Genomic DNA, 20024 nt, shown 5'->3' on the forward strand with positions numbered 1-20024 from the left:
CCGCTAAATGGCTCGGCGATACGACACCAACGACGCGACCGACCGCGTGACCGGTCTGCGCGAGGCCGCGTCCGCCGTCCGTCGTGGCGAGCTCGTGGTCCTGCCGACCGACACGGTGTACGGGATCGGCGCCGACGCGTTCTCCTCGGAGGCCGTCGCCGACCTCCTCGCGGCCAAGGGGCGAGGCCGCAACATGCCGACCCCTGTCCTCATCGGCTCCCCGAACACCCTGCACGGCCTGGTCACGGACTTCTCCGAGCTGGCCTGGGAGCTGGTCGACGCGTTCTGGCCGGGCGCGCTGACGCTCGTCGCCAAGCACCAGCCGTCCCTCCAGTGGGACCTGGGGGACACCCGGGGCACGGTCGCCGTGCGCATGCCACTGCACCCGGTCGCCATCGAGCTGCTGACGGAGGTCGGCCCGATGGCGGTCTCCTCCGCCAACCTGACCGGCCACCCCGCGCCGGAGAACTGCGACCACGCGCAGGAGATGCTCGGCGACTCCGTCTCCGTCTACCTCGACGGCGGCCCGACCCCCGCCAACGTGCCCTCCTCGATCGTCGACGTCAGCCGAGAGGTGCCGCTGCTGCTGCGTGAGGGCGCGATCACCGCGGACGAGCTGCGGAAGGTCGTACCCGACCTCGAGGTGGCGAATTGACAGCCCCTGACGCGGGGCGTGGCATAGGCAACGGGGAACGCGCCGCGGAACAGACCACGACGTTCGGGTTTCCGCGCGACACCTTCCGCATCCTCCACGTCAGCACCGGAAACGTCTGCCGCTCGCCCATCACCGAGCGGCTGACCCGGCATTTCGTGTCCCAGCGGCTCGGGCTGCTGGGCGGCGGGCTGATCGTGGAGAGCGCGGGCACCTGGGGCCACGAGGGCGCGCCGATGGAGGCCAACGCGGAGACCGTGCTGGCCGACTTCGGCGCGGACGCCACCGGGTTCACCGGCCGTGAGCTCCTCGACGAGCACGTCATCATGGCCGACCTGGTCCTGACGGCGACCCGCGACCACCGCGCCCAGGTCATCTCCATGGGCCACTCGGCGGGCCTGCGCACCTTCACCCTGAAGGAGTTCACCCGCCTGGTGAACGCCATCGACCCCACCACGCTCCCGCCGCTGGACGAGGGCGTGGTCATGCGCGCCCGAGCCCTGGTCCGCGCCGCGGCGGCGCTACGCGGGTGGCTCCTGGCCCCCACGCTGGAGGCGGACGAGGTCTACGACCCCTACGGCGCGCCCCTCCCGTTCTTCCGCTCGATCGGCGACGAGATACACGAGGCCCTGGACCCGGTCGTCACGGCGTTGACGGGGGTACCCGCGCGGGCTTGACGCGCGCCGGGGCGAGTCGGCGGTTGCAGTCCGCCGCAGCGGCCCGCTGCCCGGGAGGCCCGTCAGGGCCGAGGGGTGCGAGGGGTGCGTCGAGGATGGGGACCCGGTGGTGACGGCGTTGACGGGGATACCCGCGCGGATGTAACAACCTGCGCGACTCTTCCGCCCCGGGCCTACATTGGACGTACGTCACCGTCGACGCCCGGAGCGCATCATGTCGGTCACCCACGTCCCCGAGGCCGATGTCCTGCGCCGGCAGGACCCCGAGCTGGCCGAGATCCTGCTCGGGGAACGGGAGCGGCAGGCGTCGACGCTCCAGCTGATCGCCGCCGAGAACTTCACCTCGCCCGCCGTGCTGGCCGCGCTGGGCTCGCCGCTCGCCAACAAGTACGCGGAGGGGTATCCGGGGGCCAGGCACCACGGCGGCTGCGAGATCGTGGACGTCGCCGAGCGCATCGCCGTGGACCGCGCCAAGACGCTGTTCGGCGCCGAGCACGCCAACGTGCAGTCCCACTCGGGCTCCTCGGCGGTGCTGGCCGCCTACGCCGCCCTGCTGCGGCCCGGCGACACCGTCCTCGCGCTGGGGCTGCCCTACGGGGGCCATCTCACCCACGGCTCGCCGGCGAACTTCTCCGGGCGCTGGTTCGACTTCGTCCCCTACGGGGTGGACGCGGAGACCGGGCTCGTCGATCACGAGCAGGTTCGCACGCTGGCCCGCAGCCATCGGCCCAAGGCGATCGTGTGCGGGTCCATCGCCTACCCCCGCCACTTCGACCACGCCTTCTTCCGGGAGGTCGCCGACGAGGTCGGCGCCTATCTCATCGCCGACGCCGCCCACCCCATCGGGCTCGTCGCCGGAGGAGCGGCGCCCAGCCCGGTGCCGTACGCCGACATCGTCTGCGCCACCACCCACAAGGTGCTGCGCGGGCCGCGCGGCGGGATGATCCTCTGCGGCAGTGAACTCGCCGAGCGGGTGGACCGGGCCGTCTTCCCGTTCACCCAGGGCGGCGCGCAGATGCACACCATCGCCGCGAAGGCCGTCGCGTTCGGCGAGGCGGCAACACCGGCGTTCGGCGTGTACGCCCATCAGGTGGTCGCCAACGCGAGGGTGCTCGCGGCCGCTCTGGAGGGGGCGGGGCTGGTCGTCACGACCGGCGGGACCGACACCCATCTGATCACCGCCGACCCCGCGCCCCTCGGCGTCGACGGACGCACCGCGCGCGGGCTGCTCGCGGCCGCCGGGATGGTGCTGGACTGCTGCGCCCTGCCACACGGCGGAGCCGGATATGTCACGGCCGCGCACGCCCGTGGCCTGCGCCTGGGCACCGCGGCGGTCACCACCCAGGGCATGGGGGAGGAGCAGATGAGACGGATCGCGGCGCTGCTCGCGGGGGTGCTGCGGGACGAGATCGAGAGCAAGAAGGCCCGCGAGGAAGTGCGCGAACTGACCCGGGCGTTTCCGCCCTACCCGGCCTGAACCGGGGCAGGCGTACCCCGTACACGCCCCGGCGCGCACCCCCCTGGTGCCACTCCACACAGCATCACGTGAAACCATCGTCACTACCCGGAAGTCCTCACACATATGCGACACATATGCGCCGAGTAGGAGTCGATCGCTAGGGTGTGGGACTGAGATGGCCAGCGAGACCTGTGGGGAAGCCCGTGCGTGAATACCTGCTGACGCTCTGCATCACGGCCGCGGTGACGTATCTGCTGACAGGGCCGGTACGTAAGTTCGCGATCGTGGCCGGAGCGATGCCGGAGATCAGGGCCCGTGACGTGCACCGGGAACCCACTCCGCGGCTCGGCGGGATCGCGATGTTCTTCGGCCTGTGCGCCGGTCTGCTGGTCGCCGACCATCTCACCAACCTCAACGAGGTCTTCGAGAAGTCGAACGAGCCGCGCGCCCTGCTTTCCGGGGCGGCGCTGATCTGGCTCATCGGAGTCCTGGACGACAAGTTCGAGATCGACGCCCTGATCAAACTGGGCGGCCAGATGATCGCCGCCGGCGTCATGGTCATGCAGGGTCTGACGATCCTGTGGCTGCCCATCCCGCTGGTCGGCACGGTCGCGCTGACCCAGTGGCAGGGCACCCTGCTGACCGTGGCGCTGGTCGTCATCACCATCAACGCCGTCAACTTCGTGGACGGCCTGGACGGCCTCGCCGCGGGCATGGTGTGCATCGCGTCCGCCGCGTTCTTCATGTACGCCTACCGCATCTGGTACTCGTACGGCATCGAGGCCGCCGCCCCGGCGACGCTGTTCGCGGCGATCCTGATGGGCATGTGCCTGGGCTTCCTGCCGCACAACATGCACCCCGCGCGGATCTTCATGGGCGACTCCGGCTCGATGCTCATCGGGCTGGTGCTGGCCGCCGGCGCGATCTCCATCACGGGGCAGGTCGACCCCGACGTGATGAAGCTGTTCTCCGGGTCCGAGCGCAACGCCGTCCACCAGATGGTGCCGGTCTACATCCCGCTGGTGATGCCGCTGACGATCATCGCGATCCCGGCCGCCGACCTGGTCCTGGCGATCGTGCGCCGCACCTGGCGCGGCCAGTCGCCGTTCGCGGCGGACCGCGGGCATCTGCACCACCGGCTGCTGGAGATCGGCCACTCGCACAGCCGCGCGGTGCTGATCATGTACTTCTGGTCGGCGCTGATCGCGTTCGGCGCGCTCGCCTACTCCGTCAACGCGGCCTCGATGTGGATCGTCCTCGGTGTCGTGTTCCTGAGCGCGATCGGGCTGCTCCTGCTCCTGCTGCCGCGCTTCACGCCGCGTGCGCCGCGCTGGGCCGAGGCGTTCGTCCCGCCGCGCTACCGGCGGGCCACCGTGGCCGCCACGGCCGCCGCGCAGCAGCCTGCGGCCGCTGCCGGACCGTACGCGTCGGAGGGGCCCGCTACGGCTGCCTCTGCCTCCGTCGCCGGTTCTGCCGCTGCCGCCTCTGCCTCTGTTGAGGAGAAGGAGCAGGCGCAGGAGCAGGCACCGGTGGCGGTGGGCGTCAGGGGAGCCAACGGGGCGACCGCGATCGGGGGCAGTGCGCGCTCCCTGGACCGGCGCAAGGCCGGAACGTCCCGCTGACGGCCAGGATCCCTTAATACGCTCGGGGGCGCTCCCTTTCCGTCGCCCTTACCGGTGAACTGCCCATGGGGCGGGCGATGCGGGTGATGGCCATGGTTTCTCTCCCCACGGTGGTCACCGCGCCGTCGCCACGGCGTGCTGCGCCAGGATCAACTGGCAGATCTCGTTGCTGCCCTCGATGATTTCCATCAGCTTCGCGTCCCGGTACGCGCGCGCCACGACATGCCCGTCCCGCGCCCCCGCGGAGGCCAGGACCTGTACCGCCGCGGCCGCGCCCTTCGCCGCGTGACCGGCGCAGAGGTGCTTCGCCACGACGGTCGCCACGACGAGGTCCGGGGAATTGGCGTCCCAGCGCTCACTGGCGTGCGCGCACGACTGGGCCGCGACCTGCTCGGCCACGAACAGGTCGGCGAGTGGAGGTGCTCGAAGACCGGTTCGGCGTCGAGTTCGACGCGGCCGACCTGATGCCCGAGAACCTGCAGAGCGTCGAAGGCCTGAGCGCCCTCCTCAACCGCGCGCTCGACCGTGAATAGAAGCCAGTCACATCGAAGGGAAAGTCTTCCGTGGACGCCCGCTCTACCGAGATGCTCACGCCGTTCCTGCCCTTTCTCGGCGACCAGGCCATCACGCCCGACACCCGGTTGCGCGAACTGGGTCTGGACTCCATGCAGGCCATCGAGCTGATGTTCGCCCTGGAGGACACCTTCGGCGTGCAACTGCCGGACGAGGCCCTCACCGAGGACACCTTCACCACCGCGGGCAGCCTGTGGAACGCGGCCGTCGCCGCGATGCCCGCGGACGCGGCGGACTCGATATGAGCGGCTTCGACGCGCAGGCCACGCGGGAAGCCGTCCGCCAGGTCTGCGAGACGGCCGAGAAGCACGCCGCGTCCTGCGACGAACGGGCCGAGTCCCCCTCGCGGCCCTCGACGCAACTCGCCGCACCGGCCTGCTCGGCCTGCTGGTGCCCACCGCCCACGGCGGCCTGGGCGGCGGCGTGGACGAACTCATCGACGTCGGCATCGCCCCGGGCCGCGCCGCCGTCGCGCTGACCCGGCCCGGCCCGGGCGGCGACGCCCTGCTCGTCGCCGCCTGCACGGCGGACGGCGTCGAGGCGGCCGAGGTGCTCGCCTCCCTGCGGGCCAGGCTGCCCGAGTACATGGTGCCCGCCACCCTCACCGTGCTGGCGGACCTGCCGCTGAACGCCAACGGAAAGACCGACCGCCGCGCCCTGCGGGACGCGCGCACGCCCACCACCCGAGCAAGGCAGACGGGGGAACACGCTTGAACGGCCAGGCCATCCACGCCCTGTTGGGCGCCGCAGCCGAGGAGGCGCCCGACGCCCCGGCCGTCCGGGACGCCGCCGGCCGCTGGACCTACCGCGAACTCGCCGCGGCCGCCGGGGCGTTCGCCGCCTGGCTGCGCGGCCAGGGCATCGGCCGCGGCGACCGCGTCGTGGTCCAGTTGCCGACCGGCCGCGAACTGGCCGCCGTCTTCTACGGCACGTCCCGCGCCGGCGCGGTCCTCGTCCCGCTCAACCCGGCGATGAAGGAGTTCCACCTCCGTTCCGTCCTGGGGAACGCCGAACCCGAACTCGTCCTCACCGACGGTCCCCATGTGATGGCCGGGTACTGGCGCAACCCCGAGGACACCGCCCGCTCCTTCCGCCGCGTGCGGGGAGCTGCTGCCGGCGATCGACTGGCACATCGTCGTCTACGCGTACATGGGTCTCTACCCGCAGACCCACGACGGGTCCTACCGCCTGCTCGGCCAGGCGGCCGAGCTCGCCGTCAGGGGCGGCGCGCAACGGCTGATCGTCAAGACCGCCTCGGAGTCGCAGCGCATCCCGACCATCGAGGCGAACGTCCGCGCCCTGGAGTACGCGGCTTGGGCGGCCCGCGCAGAGCCGGCCGCCGACGCCGGAGCCGACGACCCGGCCGGCTCCGTGATCCTGGAGGAGGCCTCGGCGCTGGTCGGCGCGGTCCTGAACCTCGACCCGGACGTGGGCCGCGCCCTGCTGCTGGCCTTCCGGAAGGGCTACCTGGACATCCCCTACTGTCTGCACCCGGACAACAAGGGACGGACCCGCAGCTACATCGACACCGACGGACGGCTGTGCTGGGAGGCGACGGGCGACCTGCCGTTCGAGGCCCCGCCCCGGCTGCGCAGCCGGCGATTCAGCTCGGCGGACCTCCTTGCGGACCTCTCTTACGTGCGCCGGAAGTTCGATGATCCGGTGAGTCTCAAGGTAAGAATCTGACTAGAGCATTGCCAAGTCGTGGGAGAGCCAGGAGTGGGCAAACGCCCCATTACCAGACAAGCTCCCCTGGATTCCGCACAGACGCGCACTGTCACTCTCATGTGTGACAGCCCGCACACTCACTAGGTAAAGACCTCATCAAATAGTTTGTGATACGGTTCACGAGAACCCCCGGAGACAGCCGAAGGACCGCACCACGACGGTTCATTGGAGCGAGGTGGCGTGAGGTCTCTCGCCCCTCGGGCCGGGACTACGCTCGTCCATGACGACACCCTGCCCCCCTTGAATGCGGAGTTGCCGCCATGCAGTCCAACGACGTACGAACGCTCGTGCACTGTGCCCTGCCCACCGTGCTCGCGGGTGCGGCGGGAGTCGCGGTGAGTGCTGCCGTTGCCGGCGGCAAAGGAGCGCTCGGCGCCGTCTTCGGCGCGGTTCTCGTCCTGCTGTTCATGGGCGGCGGACTGATGGTGCTGCTGCGCACCGCGCGCCAACTTCCCCACCTGTTCCAGTCGATGGGGCTGTTGCTCTACACCACTCAGATCCTGTTCCTGATGATCCTGCTGATCGTCTTCAAGGGGACCTCGGCCTTCAACCCGAAAGCCTTCGCCTTCACCCTGCTCGCGGCCACCCTCGTGTGGATGGCCGCGCAGGTGCGCTCGCACATGAAGGCCAAGATCCTCTACGTCGAGCCGGACTCAGCCCGGACGACGTCGTGACCTGTAGGGCCGGTGTAAAGGGACTTCCGCTCTTTTGCTATGGTCTCGCCACAACTGCGGCAGAGCTGGCGCGGGCGGCAGCCGTGCCTGTGACGCCTCACGGCTCGGAGCCCAGTCGCCGCCCCCATATCCGTAAGTCCAGTCCAGTGCCGTCCCGCGGTCGCAGGCCGCGCCGACACATCGAGGTTGCCGTACCCATGCGCCACGCTGAAGGAGCTCGCGGTGAGTAACGCCCAAACGCTCGCCTTCGAGACCGACTGTCATATTTTCGACGGGTGCGGTTTCCCGACCCCCGGCCTGCACTCGTTCCTGTTCGAGCCGCTGTTCACCGTGGGCGGCATCGAATTCAACAAGCCGATGCTGCTGTCGCTGGTCTCCACCGTCCTCGTCTGTGGATTCTTCTGGGCCGCCTTCAACAAGCCGAAGCTGATCCCGGGCAAGCTCCAGATGGTGGGCGAGGCCGGCTACGACTTCGTCCGTCGCGGGGTCGTGTACGAGACGATCGGCAAGCGGGAGGGCGAGAAGTACGTCCCGCTGATGGTCTCGCTGTTCTTCTTCATCTGGATCATGAACCTCTGGTCGATCATCCCGGTCGCCCAGTTCCCGGCCACCGCGGTCATCGCCTTCCCGGTGGGTCTCGCCGCGCTCGTCTACATCGTGTGGATGAGCATCACGTTCAAGCGCCACGGCTTCATCGGCGGCTGGAAGAACATCACGGGTTACGACCCGTCGCTCGGCCCCGTGTTCCCGATGGTCATGTTCTTCGAGTTCCTGTCGAACGTGTTCATCCGGCCGTTCACGCACGCCGTCCGGCTCTTCGCCAACATGTTCGCCGGGCACGTCCTGATCCTGATCTTCACCATCGGGACCTGGTACCTCCTCAACGGCATCGGCATCGCCTACTCGGCGGTCTCGTTCCTGATGGTCCTCGTGATGACGGTCTTCGAGCTGTTCATCCAGGCCCTTCAGGCCTACGTCTTCATCCTCCTGTCCTGCAGCTACATCCAGGGCGCGCTCGCCGAGCACCACTGAGCACCTGATCAACACCCCCTGAACTTCCGGTGGCCAACCCCCACCGGCCTGTGTAAAGAGAAGGAAGTTACGGCATGTCCGCTCTCGACACCCTCGCCGCGGTCGAAATCAAGGGCAACCTCGCTGCCATCGGCTACGGTCTCGCGGCCATCGGCCCCGGCGTCGGCGTTGGCATCATCTTCGGTAACGGCACGCAGGCGCTCGCCCGCCAGCCCGAGGCCGCCGGTCTGATCCGCCAGAACCAGATCCTCGGCTTCGTGCTCTGTGAGGCGCTCGCCCTGATCGGCCTGGTCATGGGCTTCGTCTACCCGACGTCCTGATCCGGTTTAACGCCGACGAGAGAATTCCACGGAAGGAACTGATGTGATCTCGCCCTTGCTGCAAATCGCGGCTGAGGAGGAGGCCCAGAATCCTCTGATCCCGGAGATCCCCGAGCTCGTCATCGGTCTGATCGCGTTCGCGATCGTGTTCTTCGTCCTGGGCAAGAAGCTCCTTCCGAACATCAACAAGGTTCTGGAAGAACGCCGCGACGCCATCGAGGGCGGGATCGAACAGGCCGAGATTGCTCGGACCGAGGCGCAGAGCGTTCTGGAGCAGTACAAGGCCCAGCTGGCCGAGGCCCGTCACGAGGCCGCGCGGCTGCGCCAGGAGGCACAGGAGCAGGGCGCCACGCTCATCACCGAGATGCGCGCGGAAGGCCAGCGCCAGCGCGAGGAGATCGTCGCCGCCGGGCACAACCAGATCGAGGCCGACCGCAAGGCCGCAGCGTCCGCGCTGCGCCAGGACGTCGGCAAGCTCGCCACCGAACTGGCCGGCAAGCTGGTCGGCGAGTCCCTCGAGGACCACGCCCGCCAGAGCCGCGTCATCGACCGCTTCCTCGACGAGCTCGAGGAGAAGGCCGAGGCGTCTCGATGACCGCACACGGAGCGAGCCGCGAGGCATTCGCAGCAGCCCGTGAGCGTCTCGACGCGCTGACGGACTCCACGTCCGTGGACGCGGCACGGCTGGCCGGCGAGCTGGCGGCCGTCACCGCCCTGCTCCACCGCGAGGTCTCCCTGCGTCGGGTCCTCACCGACCCGTCGCAGGCCGGCGACGCCAAGGCCGAGCTGGTCCAGCGCCTGCTCGGCAGCCAGGTCGGCGGCAGCACGGCCGACCTGGTCGCCGGCACGGTGCGTTCCCGCTGGTCGCAGTCCCGCGACCTGGTGGACGTGCTCGAGGAGCTGGCGAACATCGCCGACCTCACCGCCGCGCAGCAGGCGGGCAAGCTCGACAACGTCGAGGACGAACTGTTCCGCTTCGGACGGATCGTCTCCTCGAACACCGGGCTGCGCGCCGCACTGACCGATCGGAAGGCCACCGCCTCGGCCAAGAGCGAGCTGCTGCACAGCCTGCTCGGCAGCCGGGCCGACGCGGCCACCGAGCGACTGGTGACCCGCCTCGTGACCGCGCCCCGTGGACGTAGCCTGGAAGCGGGCCTCGAAGCCCTGTCCAAGCTCGCCGCTGAGCGCCGGGACCGCATGGTCGCCGTCGTCACCTCGGCGGTACCGCTGAGCGACCCGCAGAAGCAGCGCCTCGGCGCCGCCCTCGCCAAGCTCTACGGCCGCCCGATGCACCTCAACCTCGACGTGGACCCCGCGGTCCTCGGCGGGATCCGGGTGCAGGTCGGCGACGAGGTGATCAACGGCTCCCTCGCGGACCGCATCGAGGACGCCGCCCGCCGCATGGCGAGCTAGCAGCAACTCAAGACCGCAAGTCGAACTGATGGCGGCCCTGGTTGGGCCGTGCAGAGGATTCACCTCTTTCAGGGGGGAGTCCCCATCCCCCCAAAGTGAAACTTCGGGCCCAACAAGGAGAGCAGGGAACCCAGATGGCGGAGCTCACGATCCGGCCGGAGGAGATCCGGGACGCGCTGGAGAACTTTGTCCAGTCGTACAAGCCGGACGCGGCCTCGCGCGAGGAGGTCGGTACGGTCACCCTTGCCGGCGACGGCATCGCGAAGGTCGAGGGCCTCCCCTCGGCCATGGCCAACGAACTGCTGAAGTTCGAGGACGGCACCCTCGGCCTCGCGCTCAACCTGGAAGAGCGCGAGATCGGCGCCGTCGTCCTCGGTGAGTTCAGCGGTATCGAGGAGGGCCAGCCGGTCACCCGCACCGGCGAGGTGCTGTCCGTGGCCGTCGGCGAGGGCTACCTCGGCCGTGTCGTCGACCCGCTCGGCAACCCGATCGACGGCCTCGGCGAGATCGAGACGTCCGGCCGCCGTGCCCTGGAGCTGCAGGCTCCCGGTGTCATGGCCCGTAAGTCGGTGCACGAGCCGATGGAGACCGGCTACAAGGCCGTCGACGCGATGACCCCGATCGGCCGTGGTCAGCGTCAGCTGATCATCGGTGACCGCCAGACCGGCAAGACCGCCCTGGCCGTCGACACGATCATCAACCAGCGTGACAACTGGCGCTCCGGCGACGTGAACAAGCAGGTCCGCTGCGTCTACGTCGCCATCGGTCAGAAGGGCTCGACCATCGCCTCCGTGCGTGGCGCCCTCGAAGAGGCCGGCGCGCTCGAGTACACGACCATCGTCGCCGCCCCGGCGTCCGACCCGGCCGGCTTCAAGTACCTGGCGCCGTACACCGGTTCGGCCATCGGTCAGCAGTGGATGTACGAGGGCAAGCACGTCCTCATCATCTTCGACGACCTGTCGAAGCAGGCCGACGCCTACCGCGCCGTGTCGCTGCTGCTGCGCCGCCCGCCGGGCCGCGAGGCCTACCCGGGCGACGTCTTCTACCTGCACTCCCGTCTGCTGGAGCGCTGCGCGAAGCTCTCCGACGACCTGGGCGCCGGCTCGATGACCGGTCTGCCGATCGTCGAGACGAAGGCCAACGACGTCTCGGCGTTCATCCCGACCAACGTCATCTCCATCACCGACGGCCAGTGCTTCCTGGAGTCCGACCTGTTCAACGCCGGCCAGCGTCCGGCCCTGAACGTCGGTATCTCGGTCTCCCGCGTCGGCGGCTCCGCCCAGCACAAGGCCATGCGCCAGGTGTCCGGCCGGCTCCGCCTCGACCTCGCCCAGTACCGTGAGCTGGAGGCCTTCGCCGCCTTCGGTTCCGACCTGGACGCCGCGTCGAAGTCGCAGCTGGAGCGTGGTCAGCGACTGGTCGAGCTGCTCAAGCAGCCGCAGTACCAGCCGATGCCGACCGAGGACCAGGTCGTCTCCGTGTGGGCCGGTACCACCGGCAAGATGGACGACGTTCCGGTCGCCGACGTCCGCCGCTTCGAGAAGGAGCTCCTGGAGTACCTGCACCGCAAGGAGCAGGGCCTCATGACCTCCATCAAGGAGGGCGCGAAGATGTCGGACGACACCCTCATCGCTGTTGCCGACGCGATCGCCGAGTTCAAGAAGCAGTTCGAGACCTCGGACGGCAAGCTTCTCGGCGAGGACGCCCCGGCCGCGGCCAAGTGACGTAAGGAAGGGACCTGACTCATGGGAGCCCAGCTCCGGGTCTACAAGCGTCGCATCCGATCCGTCACCGCGACCAAGAAGATCACCAAGGCGATGGAGATGATCGCCGCCTCGCGCGTCGTCAAGGCGCAGCGCAAGGTGGCGGCCTCCTCGCCGTACGCGGCCGAGCTCACCCGCGCGGTCACGGCGGTCGGCACCGGCTCGAACACGAAGCACCCGCTGACCACGCAGGCCGAGACGGTCGTGCGGTCCGCGGTGCTGCTCCTGACGAGCGACCGCGGTCTCGCGGGCGCCTTCAACTCCAACGCCATCAAGGCCGCGGAGCAGCTGACGGCACGCCTCGAGGCCGAGGGCAAGCAGGTCGACACCTACATCGTCGGCCGGCGCGGTCTGGCCCACTACCACTTCCGTGAGCGCACGGTCGTGGATTCGTGGTCGGGCTTCACGGACGAGCCGACGTACGCGGACGCCAAGAAGGTCGCGGCCCCCCTGATCGAGGCCATCGAGAAGGACACGGCGGACGGCGGGGTGGACGAGATCCACATCGTGTTCACCGAGTTCGTCTCGATGATGACGCAGACGGCGCTCGACGACCGTCTGCTGCCGCTCAGCCTCGACGAGGTGGCGAAGGAAGCAGCCCCCAAGGGCGAGATCCTTCCGCTGTACGACTTCGAGCCCTCGGCGGAGGACGTCCTCGACGCCCTTCTGCCGCGGTATGTGGAGAGCCGCGTCTACAACGCCCTCCTCCAGTCGGCAGCCTCGAAGCACGCCGCCACGCGGCGCGCGATGAAGTCGGCGACCGACAACGCAGGAGAGCTCATCGAGACGCTCTCCCGCCTTGCCAACGCGGCCCGCCAGGCCGAAATCACCCAGGAAATCAGCGAGATCGTCGGTGGCTCCGCAGCCCTGGCCGACGCGACCGCGGGGAGTGACAGGTAATGACGACGACAGTTGAGACGGCCGTTGCCACGGGCCGCGTCGCCCGGGTCATCGGCCCGGTCGTCGACGTGGAATTCCCCGTCGACGCCATGCCGGAGATCTACAACGCCCTTCACGTCGAGGTGGCCGACCCGGCCCTCGCCGGCGAGAAGAAGACGCTGACCCTGGAGGTCGCCCAGCACCTGGGTGACGGCCTGGTCCGCACGATCTCGATGCAGCCCACCGACGGTCTGGTCCGCCAGGCCGTGGTCACCGACACCGGCACGGGCATCACCGTCCCGGTCGGCGACTTCACCAAGGGCAAGGTGTTCAACACCCTCGGTGAGGTGCTGAACGTCGACGAGACCTACGACGGCGAGCGCTGGTCCATCCACCGCAAGGCCCCGCGCTTCGACGAGCTCGAGTCGAAGACCGAGATGTTCGAGACCGGCGTCAAGGTCATCGACCTGCTGACCCCGTACGTCAAGGGCGGCAAGATCGGTCTGTTCGGCGGTGCCGGCGTCGGCAAGACGGTGCTCATCCAGGAGATGATCTACCGCGTCGCCAACAACCACGACGGTGTCTCCGTGTTCGCCGGTGTCGGCGAGCGCACCCGTGAGGGCAACGACCTCATCGAGGAGATGGCCGACTCGGGCGTCATCGACAAGACCGCCCTGGTCTTCGGTCAGATGGACGAGCCCCCGGGCACCCGTCTGCGCGTGGCCCTGGCCGGTCTGACCATGGCGGAGTACTTCCGCGATGTGCAGAAGCAGGACGTGCTGTTCTTCATCGACAACATCTTCCGCTTCACCCAGGCCGGTTCCGAGGTCTCGACCCTGCTCGGCCGGATGCCCTCCGCGGTGGGCTACCAGCCGAACCTGGCCGACGAGATGGGTCTCCTCCAGGAGCGCATCACCTCGACCCGTGGTCACTCGATCACCTCGATGCAGGCGATCTACGTCCCCGCGGACGACCTGACCGACCCGGCCCCGGCCACCACCTTCGCCCACCTCGACGCGACGACGGTGCTTTCCCGTCCGATCTCCGAGAAGGGCATCTACCCGGCCGTGGACCCGCTGGACTCCACGTCCCGGATCCTGGACCCCCGCTACATCGCGGCGGACCACTACAACACCGCGATGCGCGTCAAGACGGTCCTGCAGAAGTACAAGGACCTTCAGGACATCATCGCGATCCTCGGTATCGACGAGCTGGGCGAGGAGGACAAGCTCACCGTCCACCGCGCCCGTCGCGTGGAGCGCTTCCTGTCCCAGAACACCCACGTCGCCAAGCAGTTCACCGGCGTCGACGGGTCGGACGTCCCGCTGGACGAGTCGATCACCGCGTTCAACGCGATCATCGACGGCGACTACGACCACTTCCCGGAGCAGGCGTTCTTCCTGTGCGGTGGCATCGAGGACCTCAAGGCCAACGCCAAGGAGCTGGGCGTCTCCTGAGCTCGGAGCCGAACTGCTCCAGGCTTTGAAACGCGTGTGAGGGGGCGGGCGCGTCCCGCCCCCTCTTTCACGCCCATTAGACTTGTAACCAACACCCGGCAGAACCCGCCGGGTGGTGACCCGAGGAGCCACCTTGGCTGCTGAGCTGCACGTCGCGCTGGTCGCGGCCGACCGAGAGGTCTGGTCCGGCGAGGCCACCCTGGTCGTCGCGCGCACCACGTCCGGCGACATCGGCGTCATGCCCGGTCACCAGCCGCTGCTCGGTGTGCTGGAGTCGGGCCCGGTGACCATCCGTACGAGTGATGGTGGAACGGTCGTCGCCGCGGTGCACGGCGGTTTCATCTCGTTCGCGGACAACAAGCTGTCGCTGCTGGCCGAGATCGCCGAGCTGTCGGACGAGATCGACGTCCAGCGCGTGGAGCGGGAGCTCGAGCGCGCGAAGGCGGAGGGCGACGCCGCCGCCGAGCGTCGCGCGGACGTTCGACTGCGTGCGGCGGCGACGCGCTGACCCAGCGCGGAGCCGTATGACGTCACTCAGCCGCGGCCGGCACCGGAGCAATCCGGAGCCGGCCGCGGCTGAGGCAGATACGGATGTTTTTTCCGTTCCGTTACCTATTTTCGGTACCTAGGAGACGAGGAGGTCGGTGTCGATGGTCCTCGCTCTGACTGTGTGCGGAATCGTCGTGGCCCTGGTGGTGCTGGGGCTGTTCGTCTTCGGCCTGCGCCGCAGACTCATCCAGCGCTCCGGCGGCACCTTCGACTGTTCCCTGCGCTGGGACGTGCCCGAGAAACCGGACACCAGCGGAAAAGGCTGGAGCTACGGCGTCGCCCGCTACAACGGCGACCGCATCGAGTGGTACCGCGTCTTCTCCTACGCCTACCGCCCGCGCCGGGTTTTGGAACGCGGCTCGATCGAGGTGGCGGGCCGCCGTCTCCCCGAGGGCGAGGAGGAGCTGGCCCTGCTGTCCGACGCGGTGATCCTCGTCTGTGTCCATCAGGGCACGCGCCTCGAACTCGCGATGAGCGAAGACGCGCTGACCGGTTTCCTCGCGTGGCTGGAGGCAGCCCCGCCCGGTCAGCGAGTCAACGTCGCTTAACTACGCGAACTGTCTTACGACAGTCCGCTGTTGATGGCGCTCACCAACTCGCCGTTGCTGGTGTCGCCGCTGAACTCCCAGAAGAACGCGCCGCCGAGGCCCTGGTTCTTGGCCCAGGTCATCTTCGTGCCGATCGTGGCGGGAGTGTCGTAGGACCACCAGTTGCTGCCGCACTTCGCGTAGGCCGTGCCCGCGATGGTGCCGGTGGCCGGGCAGGACGTCTTGAGGACCTTGTAGTCCTCGATGCCCTGCTCGTACGTACCCGCCGCCGGGCCCGTGGCCGTGCCGCCCGGGGCGTCCTGGGTGACGCCGGTCCAGCCGCGGCCGTAGAAGCCGATGCCGATGAGCAGCTTGCTCGCGGGCACGCCCTTCGCCTTGAACTTGGCCATCGCGTCGGCCGTGGTGAACCCGGCCTGCGGGATGCCGCTGTACGAGGTGAGCGGGGAGTGCGGGGCCGTCGGGCCCTGCGCCGCCCAGGCGCCGAAGAAGTCGTACGTCATCACGTTGTACCAGTCCACGTAGGCGGCGGCGCCCGCGTAGTCGGCCGCGTCGATCTTGCCGCCGGCGGAGCCGTCGGCGGTGGTGGCCGCGGTGACCAGGTTGCCCGTGCCGAACTTCGCGCGCAGGGCCTGCATCAGGTTCTTGTAGGCCGCCGCCCCGGACGTGTCGCAGGACAGGCCGCAGGCGTTCGGGTACTCCCAGTCGATGTCGATGCCGTCGAAGACATCGGCCCAGCGCGGATCCTCGACCAGGTTGTAGCAGGACTGCGCGAACGCGGCCGGGTTGGCGGCGGCCTGGGCGAAGCCGCCGGACCAGGTCCAGCCGCCGAAGGACCACAGCACCTTGATGTTCGGGTACTTGGCCTTCAGCTGGCGCAGCTGGTTGAAGTTGCCGCGCAGCGGCTGGTCCCAGGTGTCGGCGACGCCGCTGACCGACTGGTCGGCGGTGAACGCCTTGTCGTAGTCGGCGTAGGAGTCGCCGATCGCGCACTGGCCGCCCGTGACGTTGCCGAAGGCGTAGTTGATGTGCGTGATCTTCGCGGCCGAGCCGGACGTCACCAGGTTCTTGACGTTGTAGTTGCGGCCGTAGATGCCCCACTCGGTGAAGTAGCCGAGTTTCACCTTGTTTCCGACGGGCGGGGGGTTGGTGCCGCCCGTGGTGTGCACGGCGACCGCGCCGCTGACCGGTCCGGTCTGGTCGGCGGTGTCCCGGGCCTGGACGGTGTAGGAGTAGTCGGTGCCGGCGGTGAGACCGGTGTCGGTGTACGAGGTCGTCGTCACCGTGGCGACCTTGGCGCCGCCGCGCAGGACGTCGTAGTTCTTGACGCCCTTGTCGTCGGTGGCGGCGGACCAGGTCAGCTTCACCGAGGTGTCGGTGATCGCGGAGGCGGTGGGGGTGCCCGGGGCGGAGGGGGAGGCGTCGCCGGGGACCGTGGTGCCGTCGCAACTGTCGCCGTTGAGCCGACAGTTGGACGGGGAGCCGGAGCCCGCGCCGTTGAAGCCGAAGGAGACCGAGGCGCCGGCGGCTATCGAGCCGTTGTAGGACTTGTTCTTGGCGGTCCAGTGGGTGCCGGAGGACGTGACGTCGGCGTCCCAGGCGGAGGTGACGGACGTGCCGGAGGGGAAGTCCCACTCGATCGTCCAGGAACTGATGGCGGTGGTGCCGGTGTTCTTCACCGTCCATCTGCCCTCGAAGCCGGTGCCCCAGTCGGAGGCCTTGGTGTAGGTGGCGGTGGCGGTCGTGGCGGCCTCGGCGGGGCTTGCGAGGCCGACCGCGCCGGCCAGCGGGAGCAACAGGGCGGCGAACCCTGCCGCGACTCGGTGTCTGAAGCGCATGCTGCGCCTCCTAGGGGAGTCGGGGGGCGCGACTGAGCCTTCACGCCCACAGTGCCGCGAGAATAGAAAGGTCTGTACCACCGGTCAAGAGGTCTGGACCAGTCCCGCTTCTAAACCTCCAGATCAGCTCTGGATTCCCAACTCCTGCGCCAATACGGCCGCTTGGACCCGGCTTCGCAGCTCCAGCTTCCCCAGCAGCCGGCTCACATGCGTCTTCACCGTCGCCTCCGCCATGTCCAGCCGCTCGGCGATCCCCGCGTTGGACAGCCCCGCGCCGAGACAGGCCAGCACCTCGCGCTCACGTCGGGTGAGCGAGTCGAGGACGGCCCTGTCCGCGGTCGGCGCCCGGACCGGCTTCGCGGCGAACTCGGCGATCAGACGGCGCGTCACGGCCGGGGCGATCAGCCCCTCCCCGCCCGCCACGGTGCGGATCGCGGCGAGCAGATCCCGGGCCTCCGTGTTCTTCAGCAGAAACCCGGCCGCACCCGCCCTGAGCGCCCCGAACACATACTCGTCGAGGTCGAAGGTGGTCAGCACCAGGACGTCCGCGAGCCCCTCCGCGACGACCGCCCGGGTCGCCGACACCCCGTCGAGACGCGGCATCTGAATGTCCATCAGCACCAGATCCGGCCTCAACTCCCGGGCCAGCGCCACCGCCTGCTCCCCGTCCGCCGCCTCCCCGACCACCTCGATGTCGGGCGCACTGCCCAGGATCAGCACCAGTCCGGCGCGGACGGCGGACTGGTCCTCGGCGACGAGCACGCGGATCACGTCAACTCTCCTCAGAGACGGGGGCGGGTGCGGGAACGGCTTCGGTCAGCGGCAACACGGCGCGCACGGTCCACCACTCGCCCTCGGGCCCGGCCGCGAAGGTGCCGCCCAGCAGTGCCGTGCGCTCGCGCATCCCGACCAGACCGGCCCCGGAGCCGGGTGCGCGCGGCCCGTCCCGGTGGCCGTACGGGCTGCTCACCCGCACGTCCAGCATGCCGTCGCGCCGAGCCAGACGCACCGTCACCCGGCCCGGGCAGGCGTGCTTGAGGGCGTTGGTCAGCGACTCCTGGACGATCCGGTACGCGGCGAGTTCGACGGGCGTCGGAACCGGGCCGCGATCGCCGCCGCGTCCCTTGTCCAGCCCGTCGTCCAGTCCCTTGTCCAGTCCGTCGTCCAGTCCCTTGTCCAGTCCGTCGTCCAGTCCGTCGTCCAGCCCGACGTCGAGGCCGTTGGCACGGGAGCCCTCGACCAGGGCGGCGAGGCCGTCCAGGGTCGGGGTCGCGGCGGGCTCCTTGTCCCCGCCGCCGTCGCGCAGGATGCCGATCAGCCGCCGCATCTCCGCAAGCCCCTCGACGCTGTTCTCCCGGATGGTCTTCAACGCCTGCTGCGAGGTCGCCGGATCGTCGATGGACAGCGCGGCCGTGGAGTGGATGGCGATCGCCGACAGATGGTTGGCGACCATGTCGTGCAACTCCCGTGCCATCCGCGCCCGTTCGGACGTCACGGCCTGGGCGCGGTCCATCTCGGCGAGCAGCGCCGTCTGTTCGGCGCGCAGCCGCGCGGCCTCGGCGACGTCACGGTGGTTGCGCACGAGCCAGCCGGTGGCGGCGGGTCCGTACGCGCCGACGCCGACGACCACGCCGATCAGCAGCACCTCAGGCGTCCGCCACACCGCGAACGGCACCAGCGTCCCGGCCACCGTGAGCAGGCCGGTGATCCACTGGATCCGACGGGCGGAGGCGAGCGGGCCGTACAGGACGGCCGCGTACATGACGTCGGTGAACATCAGGAGGGTGGCCAGGCTGCCCTGGGTCAGCGCGTCCGCACTCACCGCGACCGTGCCGGTCAGCAGGGCCGTACGCGGGGCCGTCCGGCGCAGCAACTCGCAGCCGGACATCACGACGAGCGGCACGAGCATCGGCCACGGGCCCTCGAACAGCGTGATCGGATCCTTGGCCGGCCGGGTGTTCAGGCCGACGGCCACCAGCAGCAGGCCGCCGAGCAGCCCGCCGACGGCGATGTACACGTCGAAGCGGTGCGGGCGGGGCAGGCGGCGCAGCTCTCGGACAGCCATGTCCTCCATCCAACACGTCCCGCGCCCTCGCCGCCTGCTCCCCGGGGACGGTCCCGAACTGCATCTTTCGATGTACCGCGAGCTCGTCAGCGGCGACGACGAAACCGTCGGCCCGCGACGGGAGCCTGGGAGGGTGAGCGAGAGGAGCGAACCGTGATCGTCGCACTGATCATTGCCTGCGAGGTGGCCTTCTGGGCGCTGCTGGCCGCCGGACTGGCCTTCCGGTACGTGTTCCGGATGCCGCGGCTGGGCCTGGCCCTGCTGCTGTGCGAGCCGCTGCTGGAGGTCGTGCTGTTCGCCGTGACCGCGATCGACCTGAAGAACGGCGCCGAGCCGAACTGGCGGCACGGCCTGGCCGCCGTCTACATCGGCTTCACCGTGGGCCTCGGCCATTCCACGATCCGGTGGGCCGACGCCCGGGTCGCCCACCGCTTCGCGGGCGGCCCGCCGCCGGTGCGGCCGCCGAAGTACGGCATGGCCCGCGCCGTCCACGAGTGGAAGGTCGCGGGCCGCTGGGCCGTCGCCGCGCTGGTCGCCATGGCCCTGCTCCAGACGGCCGTCTGGTACGTCGGCGGCGACGGCGAGATCGCCTCGCTGCGGGCCTGGCAGCAGCGGATGCTGTGGGTGATCGGCATCAACGTCGTCATCGCCGGCAGCTACACCCTCTTCCCGAAGGAGCGCCCCGAGCGCGACCCGGACCCGAAGACCGAGCGGGAACAGGCCAAGATGCCTTAGCGCTCGCCGCCGACCGCCTTGTTGACTGCGCGAGCCAGGATGC

21 protein-coding genes and 2 pseudogenes are annotated in these 20024 nt (G+C 69.5%); 19 read left to right on the forward strand and 4 right to left on the reverse strand.

Going from position 1 to position 20024, the window contains the following annotated elements; translation table 11 throughout:
- The first annotated feature begins 7 nt into the window (after positions 1 to 7).
- The 4 genes from AB0J04_RS08480 (at position 8) to AB0J04_RS08495 (ending at position 4410) form a co-directional block, all read left to right on the forward strand.
- Positions 8 to 655, forward strand: coding sequence for an L-threonylcarbamoyladenylate synthase (locus tag AB0J04_RS08480; RefSeq protein WP_363167590.1), 648 nt, complete (start codon positions 8 to 10; stop codon positions 653 to 655).
- Complete coding sequence (locus AB0J04_RS08485) at positions 652 to 1329, forward strand: protein-tyrosine-phosphatase (protein WP_358801271.1); 678 nt, start codon at positions 652 to 654, stop codon at positions 1327 to 1329. The genes AB0J04_RS08480 and AB0J04_RS08485 overlap by 4 nt, the downstream gene beginning before the upstream one ends.
- A 214-nt stretch (positions 1330 to 1543) precedes the next feature.
- Positions 1544 to 2806 (forward strand): serine hydroxymethyltransferase, encoded by a 1263-nt coding sequence (gene glyA, locus AB0J04_RS08490; RefSeq protein WP_363167591.1) that lies wholly within the window; start codon positions 1544 to 1546, stop codon positions 2804 to 2806.
- A gap of 185 nt (positions 2807 to 2991) precedes the next feature.
- On the forward strand, positions 2992 to 4410 hold the full coding sequence (locus tag AB0J04_RS08495; protein ID WP_363167592.1) for an MraY family glycosyltransferase: 1419 nt from the start codon (positions 2992 to 2994) through the stop codon (positions 4408 to 4410).
- Between the two features lie 114 nt (positions 4411 to 4524).
- On the opposite strand, the pseudogene AB0J04_RS08500 reads toward AB0J04_RS08495, so the two are convergent.
- Positions 4525 to 4824 (reverse strand): annotated as a pseudogene (locus AB0J04_RS08500) (acyl-CoA dehydrogenase family protein); the annotation flags it as partial.
- Between the two features lie 149 nt (positions 4825 to 4973).
- Here AB0J04_RS08500 and AB0J04_RS08505 point away from each other — a divergent pair.
- The 14 genes and pseudogenes from AB0J04_RS08505 (at position 4974) to AB0J04_RS08570 (ending at position 15346) form a co-directional block, all read left to right on the forward strand.
- Positions 4974 to 5228 carry an acyl carrier protein gene (locus tag AB0J04_RS08505; RefSeq protein WP_363167593.1) on the forward strand — a complete coding sequence of 85 codons (255 nt, stop codon included), beginning with the start codon at positions 4974 to 4976 and terminating at the stop codon, positions 5226 to 5228.
- Between the two features lie 145 nt (positions 5229 to 5373).
- Positions 5374 to 5697 (forward strand): hypothetical protein, encoded by a 324-nt coding sequence (locus tag AB0J04_RS08510; protein ID WP_363167594.1) that lies wholly within the window; start codon positions 5374 to 5376, stop codon positions 5695 to 5697.
- 23 nt (positions 5698 to 5720) lie between these two features.
- Positions 5721 to 6026, forward strand: a pseudogene (locus AB0J04_RS08515) (class I adenylate-forming enzyme family protein); the annotation flags it as partial.
- 88 nt (positions 6027 to 6114) lie between these two features.
- Positions 6115 to 6669 (forward strand): hypothetical protein, encoded by a 555-nt coding sequence (locus tag AB0J04_RS08520; protein WP_363167677.1) that lies wholly within the window; start codon positions 6115 to 6117, stop codon positions 6667 to 6669.
- Between the two features lie 302 nt (positions 6670 to 6971).
- Entirely contained in the window at positions 6972 to 7385 is a 414-nt protein-coding gene (locus AB0J04_RS08525) for a hypothetical protein (protein ID WP_363167595.1), read from the forward strand.
- Between the two features lie 222 nt (positions 7386 to 7607).
- Positions 7608 to 8417 carry a F0F1 ATP synthase subunit A gene (gene atpB, locus AB0J04_RS08530; protein ID WP_358801293.1) on the forward strand — a complete coding sequence of 270 codons (810 nt, stop codon included), beginning with the start codon at positions 7608 to 7610 and terminating at the stop codon, positions 8415 to 8417.
- Between the two features lie 74 nt (positions 8418 to 8491).
- Positions 8492 to 8737, forward strand: coding sequence for an ATP synthase subunit C (locus tag AB0J04_RS08535; RefSeq protein WP_020131181.1), 246 nt, complete (start codon positions 8492 to 8494; stop codon positions 8735 to 8737).
- A gap of 46 nt (positions 8738 to 8783) precedes the next feature.
- Positions 8784 to 9332 carry a F0F1 ATP synthase subunit B gene (locus AB0J04_RS08540; RefSeq protein ID WP_351913313.1) on the forward strand — a complete coding sequence of 183 codons (549 nt, stop codon included), beginning with the start codon at positions 8784 to 8786 and terminating at the stop codon, positions 9330 to 9332.
- Entirely contained in the window at positions 9329 to 10150 is an 822-nt protein-coding gene (locus tag AB0J04_RS08545) for a F0F1 ATP synthase subunit delta (protein WP_363167596.1), read from the forward strand. Before AB0J04_RS08540 ends, AB0J04_RS08545 begins: the two co-directional genes overlap by 4 nt.
- A 134-nt stretch (positions 10151 to 10284) precedes the next feature.
- Positions 10285 to 11874: a F0F1 ATP synthase subunit alpha gene (atpA, locus tag AB0J04_RS08550; RefSeq protein ID WP_363167597.1), complete on the forward strand. Its 1590-nt coding sequence runs from the start codon at positions 10285 to 10287 to the stop codon at positions 11872 to 11874.
- 21 nt (positions 11875 to 11895) lie between these two features.
- Positions 11896 to 12813, forward strand: coding sequence for a F0F1 ATP synthase subunit gamma (locus AB0J04_RS08555; RefSeq protein WP_363167598.1), 918 nt, complete (start codon positions 11896 to 11898; stop codon positions 12811 to 12813).
- Complete coding sequence (atpD, locus tag AB0J04_RS08560) at positions 12813 to 14249, forward strand: F0F1 ATP synthase subunit beta (RefSeq protein WP_363167599.1); 1437 nt, start codon at positions 12813 to 12815, stop codon at positions 14247 to 14249. Before AB0J04_RS08555 ends, atpD begins: the two co-directional genes overlap by 1 nt.
- Before the next feature lie 133 nt (positions 14250 to 14382).
- A complete protein-coding gene (locus tag AB0J04_RS08565) occupies positions 14383 to 14757 on the forward strand; it encodes a F0F1 ATP synthase subunit epsilon (protein WP_079659511.1) in 375 nt (124 codons plus the stop codon).
- 142 nt (positions 14758 to 14899) lie between these two features.
- Positions 14900 to 15346 (forward strand): DUF2550 domain-containing protein, encoded by a 447-nt coding sequence (locus tag AB0J04_RS08570; protein ID WP_363167600.1) that lies wholly within the window; start codon positions 14900 to 14902, stop codon positions 15344 to 15346.
- 14 nt (positions 15347 to 15360) lie between these two features.
- Here AB0J04_RS08570 and AB0J04_RS08575 read toward each other — a convergent pair whose 3' ends face one another.
- From AB0J04_RS08575 to AB0J04_RS08585, 3 genes are all read right to left on the reverse strand, one after another.
- On the reverse strand, positions 15361 to 17181 hold the full coding sequence (locus AB0J04_RS08575) for a glycoside hydrolase family 18 chitinase (RefSeq protein ID WP_363167601.1): 1821 nt from the start codon (positions 17179 to 17181) through the stop codon (positions 15361 to 15363).
- Between the two features lie 123 nt (positions 17182 to 17304).
- Positions 17305 to 17952, reverse strand: a complete 648-nt coding sequence (locus tag AB0J04_RS08580) for a response regulator transcription factor (RefSeq protein ID WP_363167602.1) — start codon at positions 17950 to 17952, stop codon at positions 17305 to 17307.
- Position 17953: 1 nt separating this feature from the next.
- Positions 17954 to 19246 (reverse strand): histidine kinase, encoded by a 1293-nt coding sequence (locus tag AB0J04_RS08585; RefSeq protein WP_363167603.1) that lies wholly within the window; start codon positions 19244 to 19246, stop codon positions 17954 to 17956.
- A 153-nt stretch (positions 19247 to 19399) separates the two neighbouring features.
- Here AB0J04_RS08585 and AB0J04_RS08590 point away from each other — a divergent pair, with 153 nt between their 5' ends.
- On the forward strand, positions 19400 to 19981 hold the full coding sequence (locus AB0J04_RS08590; protein ID WP_363167604.1) for a hypothetical protein: 582 nt from the start codon (positions 19400 to 19402) through the stop codon (positions 19979 to 19981).
- Positions 19982 to 20024 lie beyond the last annotated feature (43 nt).

Origin of the sequence: Streptomyces sp. NPDC050263 (genome assembly GCF_040655955.1) — a bacterium.
Classification (GTDB): domain Bacteria; phylum Actinomycetota; class Actinomycetes; order Streptomycetales; family Streptomycetaceae; genus Streptomyces.

Excerpts from the sequence above, each read along its gene's own strand:
- AB0J04_RS08480 (WP_363167590.1), top strand. The coding sequence starts at position 8 with ATGGCTCGGCGATACGACACCAACGACGCGACCGACCGCGTGACCGGT.
- AB0J04_RS08545 (WP_363167596.1), top strand. The coding sequence starts at position 9,329 with ATGACCGCACACGGAGCGAGCCGCGAGGCATTCGCAGCAGCCCGTGAG.
- glyA (WP_363167591.1), top strand. The coding sequence starts at position 1,544 with ATGTCGGTCACCCACGTCCCCGAGGCCGATGTCCTGCGCCGGCAGGAC.
- AB0J04_RS08575 (WP_363167601.1), bottom strand. The coding sequence starts at position 17,181 with ATGCGCTTCAGACACCGAGTCGCGGCAGGGTTCGCCGCCCTGTTGCTC.
- atpD (WP_363167599.1), top strand. The coding sequence starts at position 12,813 with ATGACGACGACAGTTGAGACGGCCGTTGCCACGGGCCGCGTCGCCCGG.
- AB0J04_RS08555 (WP_363167598.1), top strand. The coding sequence starts at position 11,896 with ATGGGAGCCCAGCTCCGGGTCTACAAGCGTCGCATCCGATCCGTCACC.
- AB0J04_RS08525 (WP_363167595.1), top strand. The coding sequence starts at position 6,972 with ATGCAGTCCAACGACGTACGAACGCTCGTGCACTGTGCCCTGCCCACC.
- AB0J04_RS08535 (WP_020131181.1), top strand. The coding sequence starts at position 8,492 with ATGTCCGCTCTCGACACCCTCGCCGCGGTCGAAATCAAGGGCAACCTC.
- atpA (WP_363167597.1), top strand. The coding sequence starts at position 10,285 with ATGGCGGAGCTCACGATCCGGCCGGAGGAGATCCGGGACGCGCTGGAG.
- AB0J04_RS08585 (WP_363167603.1), bottom strand. The coding sequence starts at position 19,246 with ATGGCTGTCCGAGAGCTGCGCCGCCTGCCCCGCCCGCACCGCTTCGAC.
- AB0J04_RS08570 (WP_363167600.1), top strand. The coding sequence starts at position 14,900 with ATGGTCCTCGCTCTGACTGTGTGCGGAATCGTCGTGGCCCTGGTGGTG.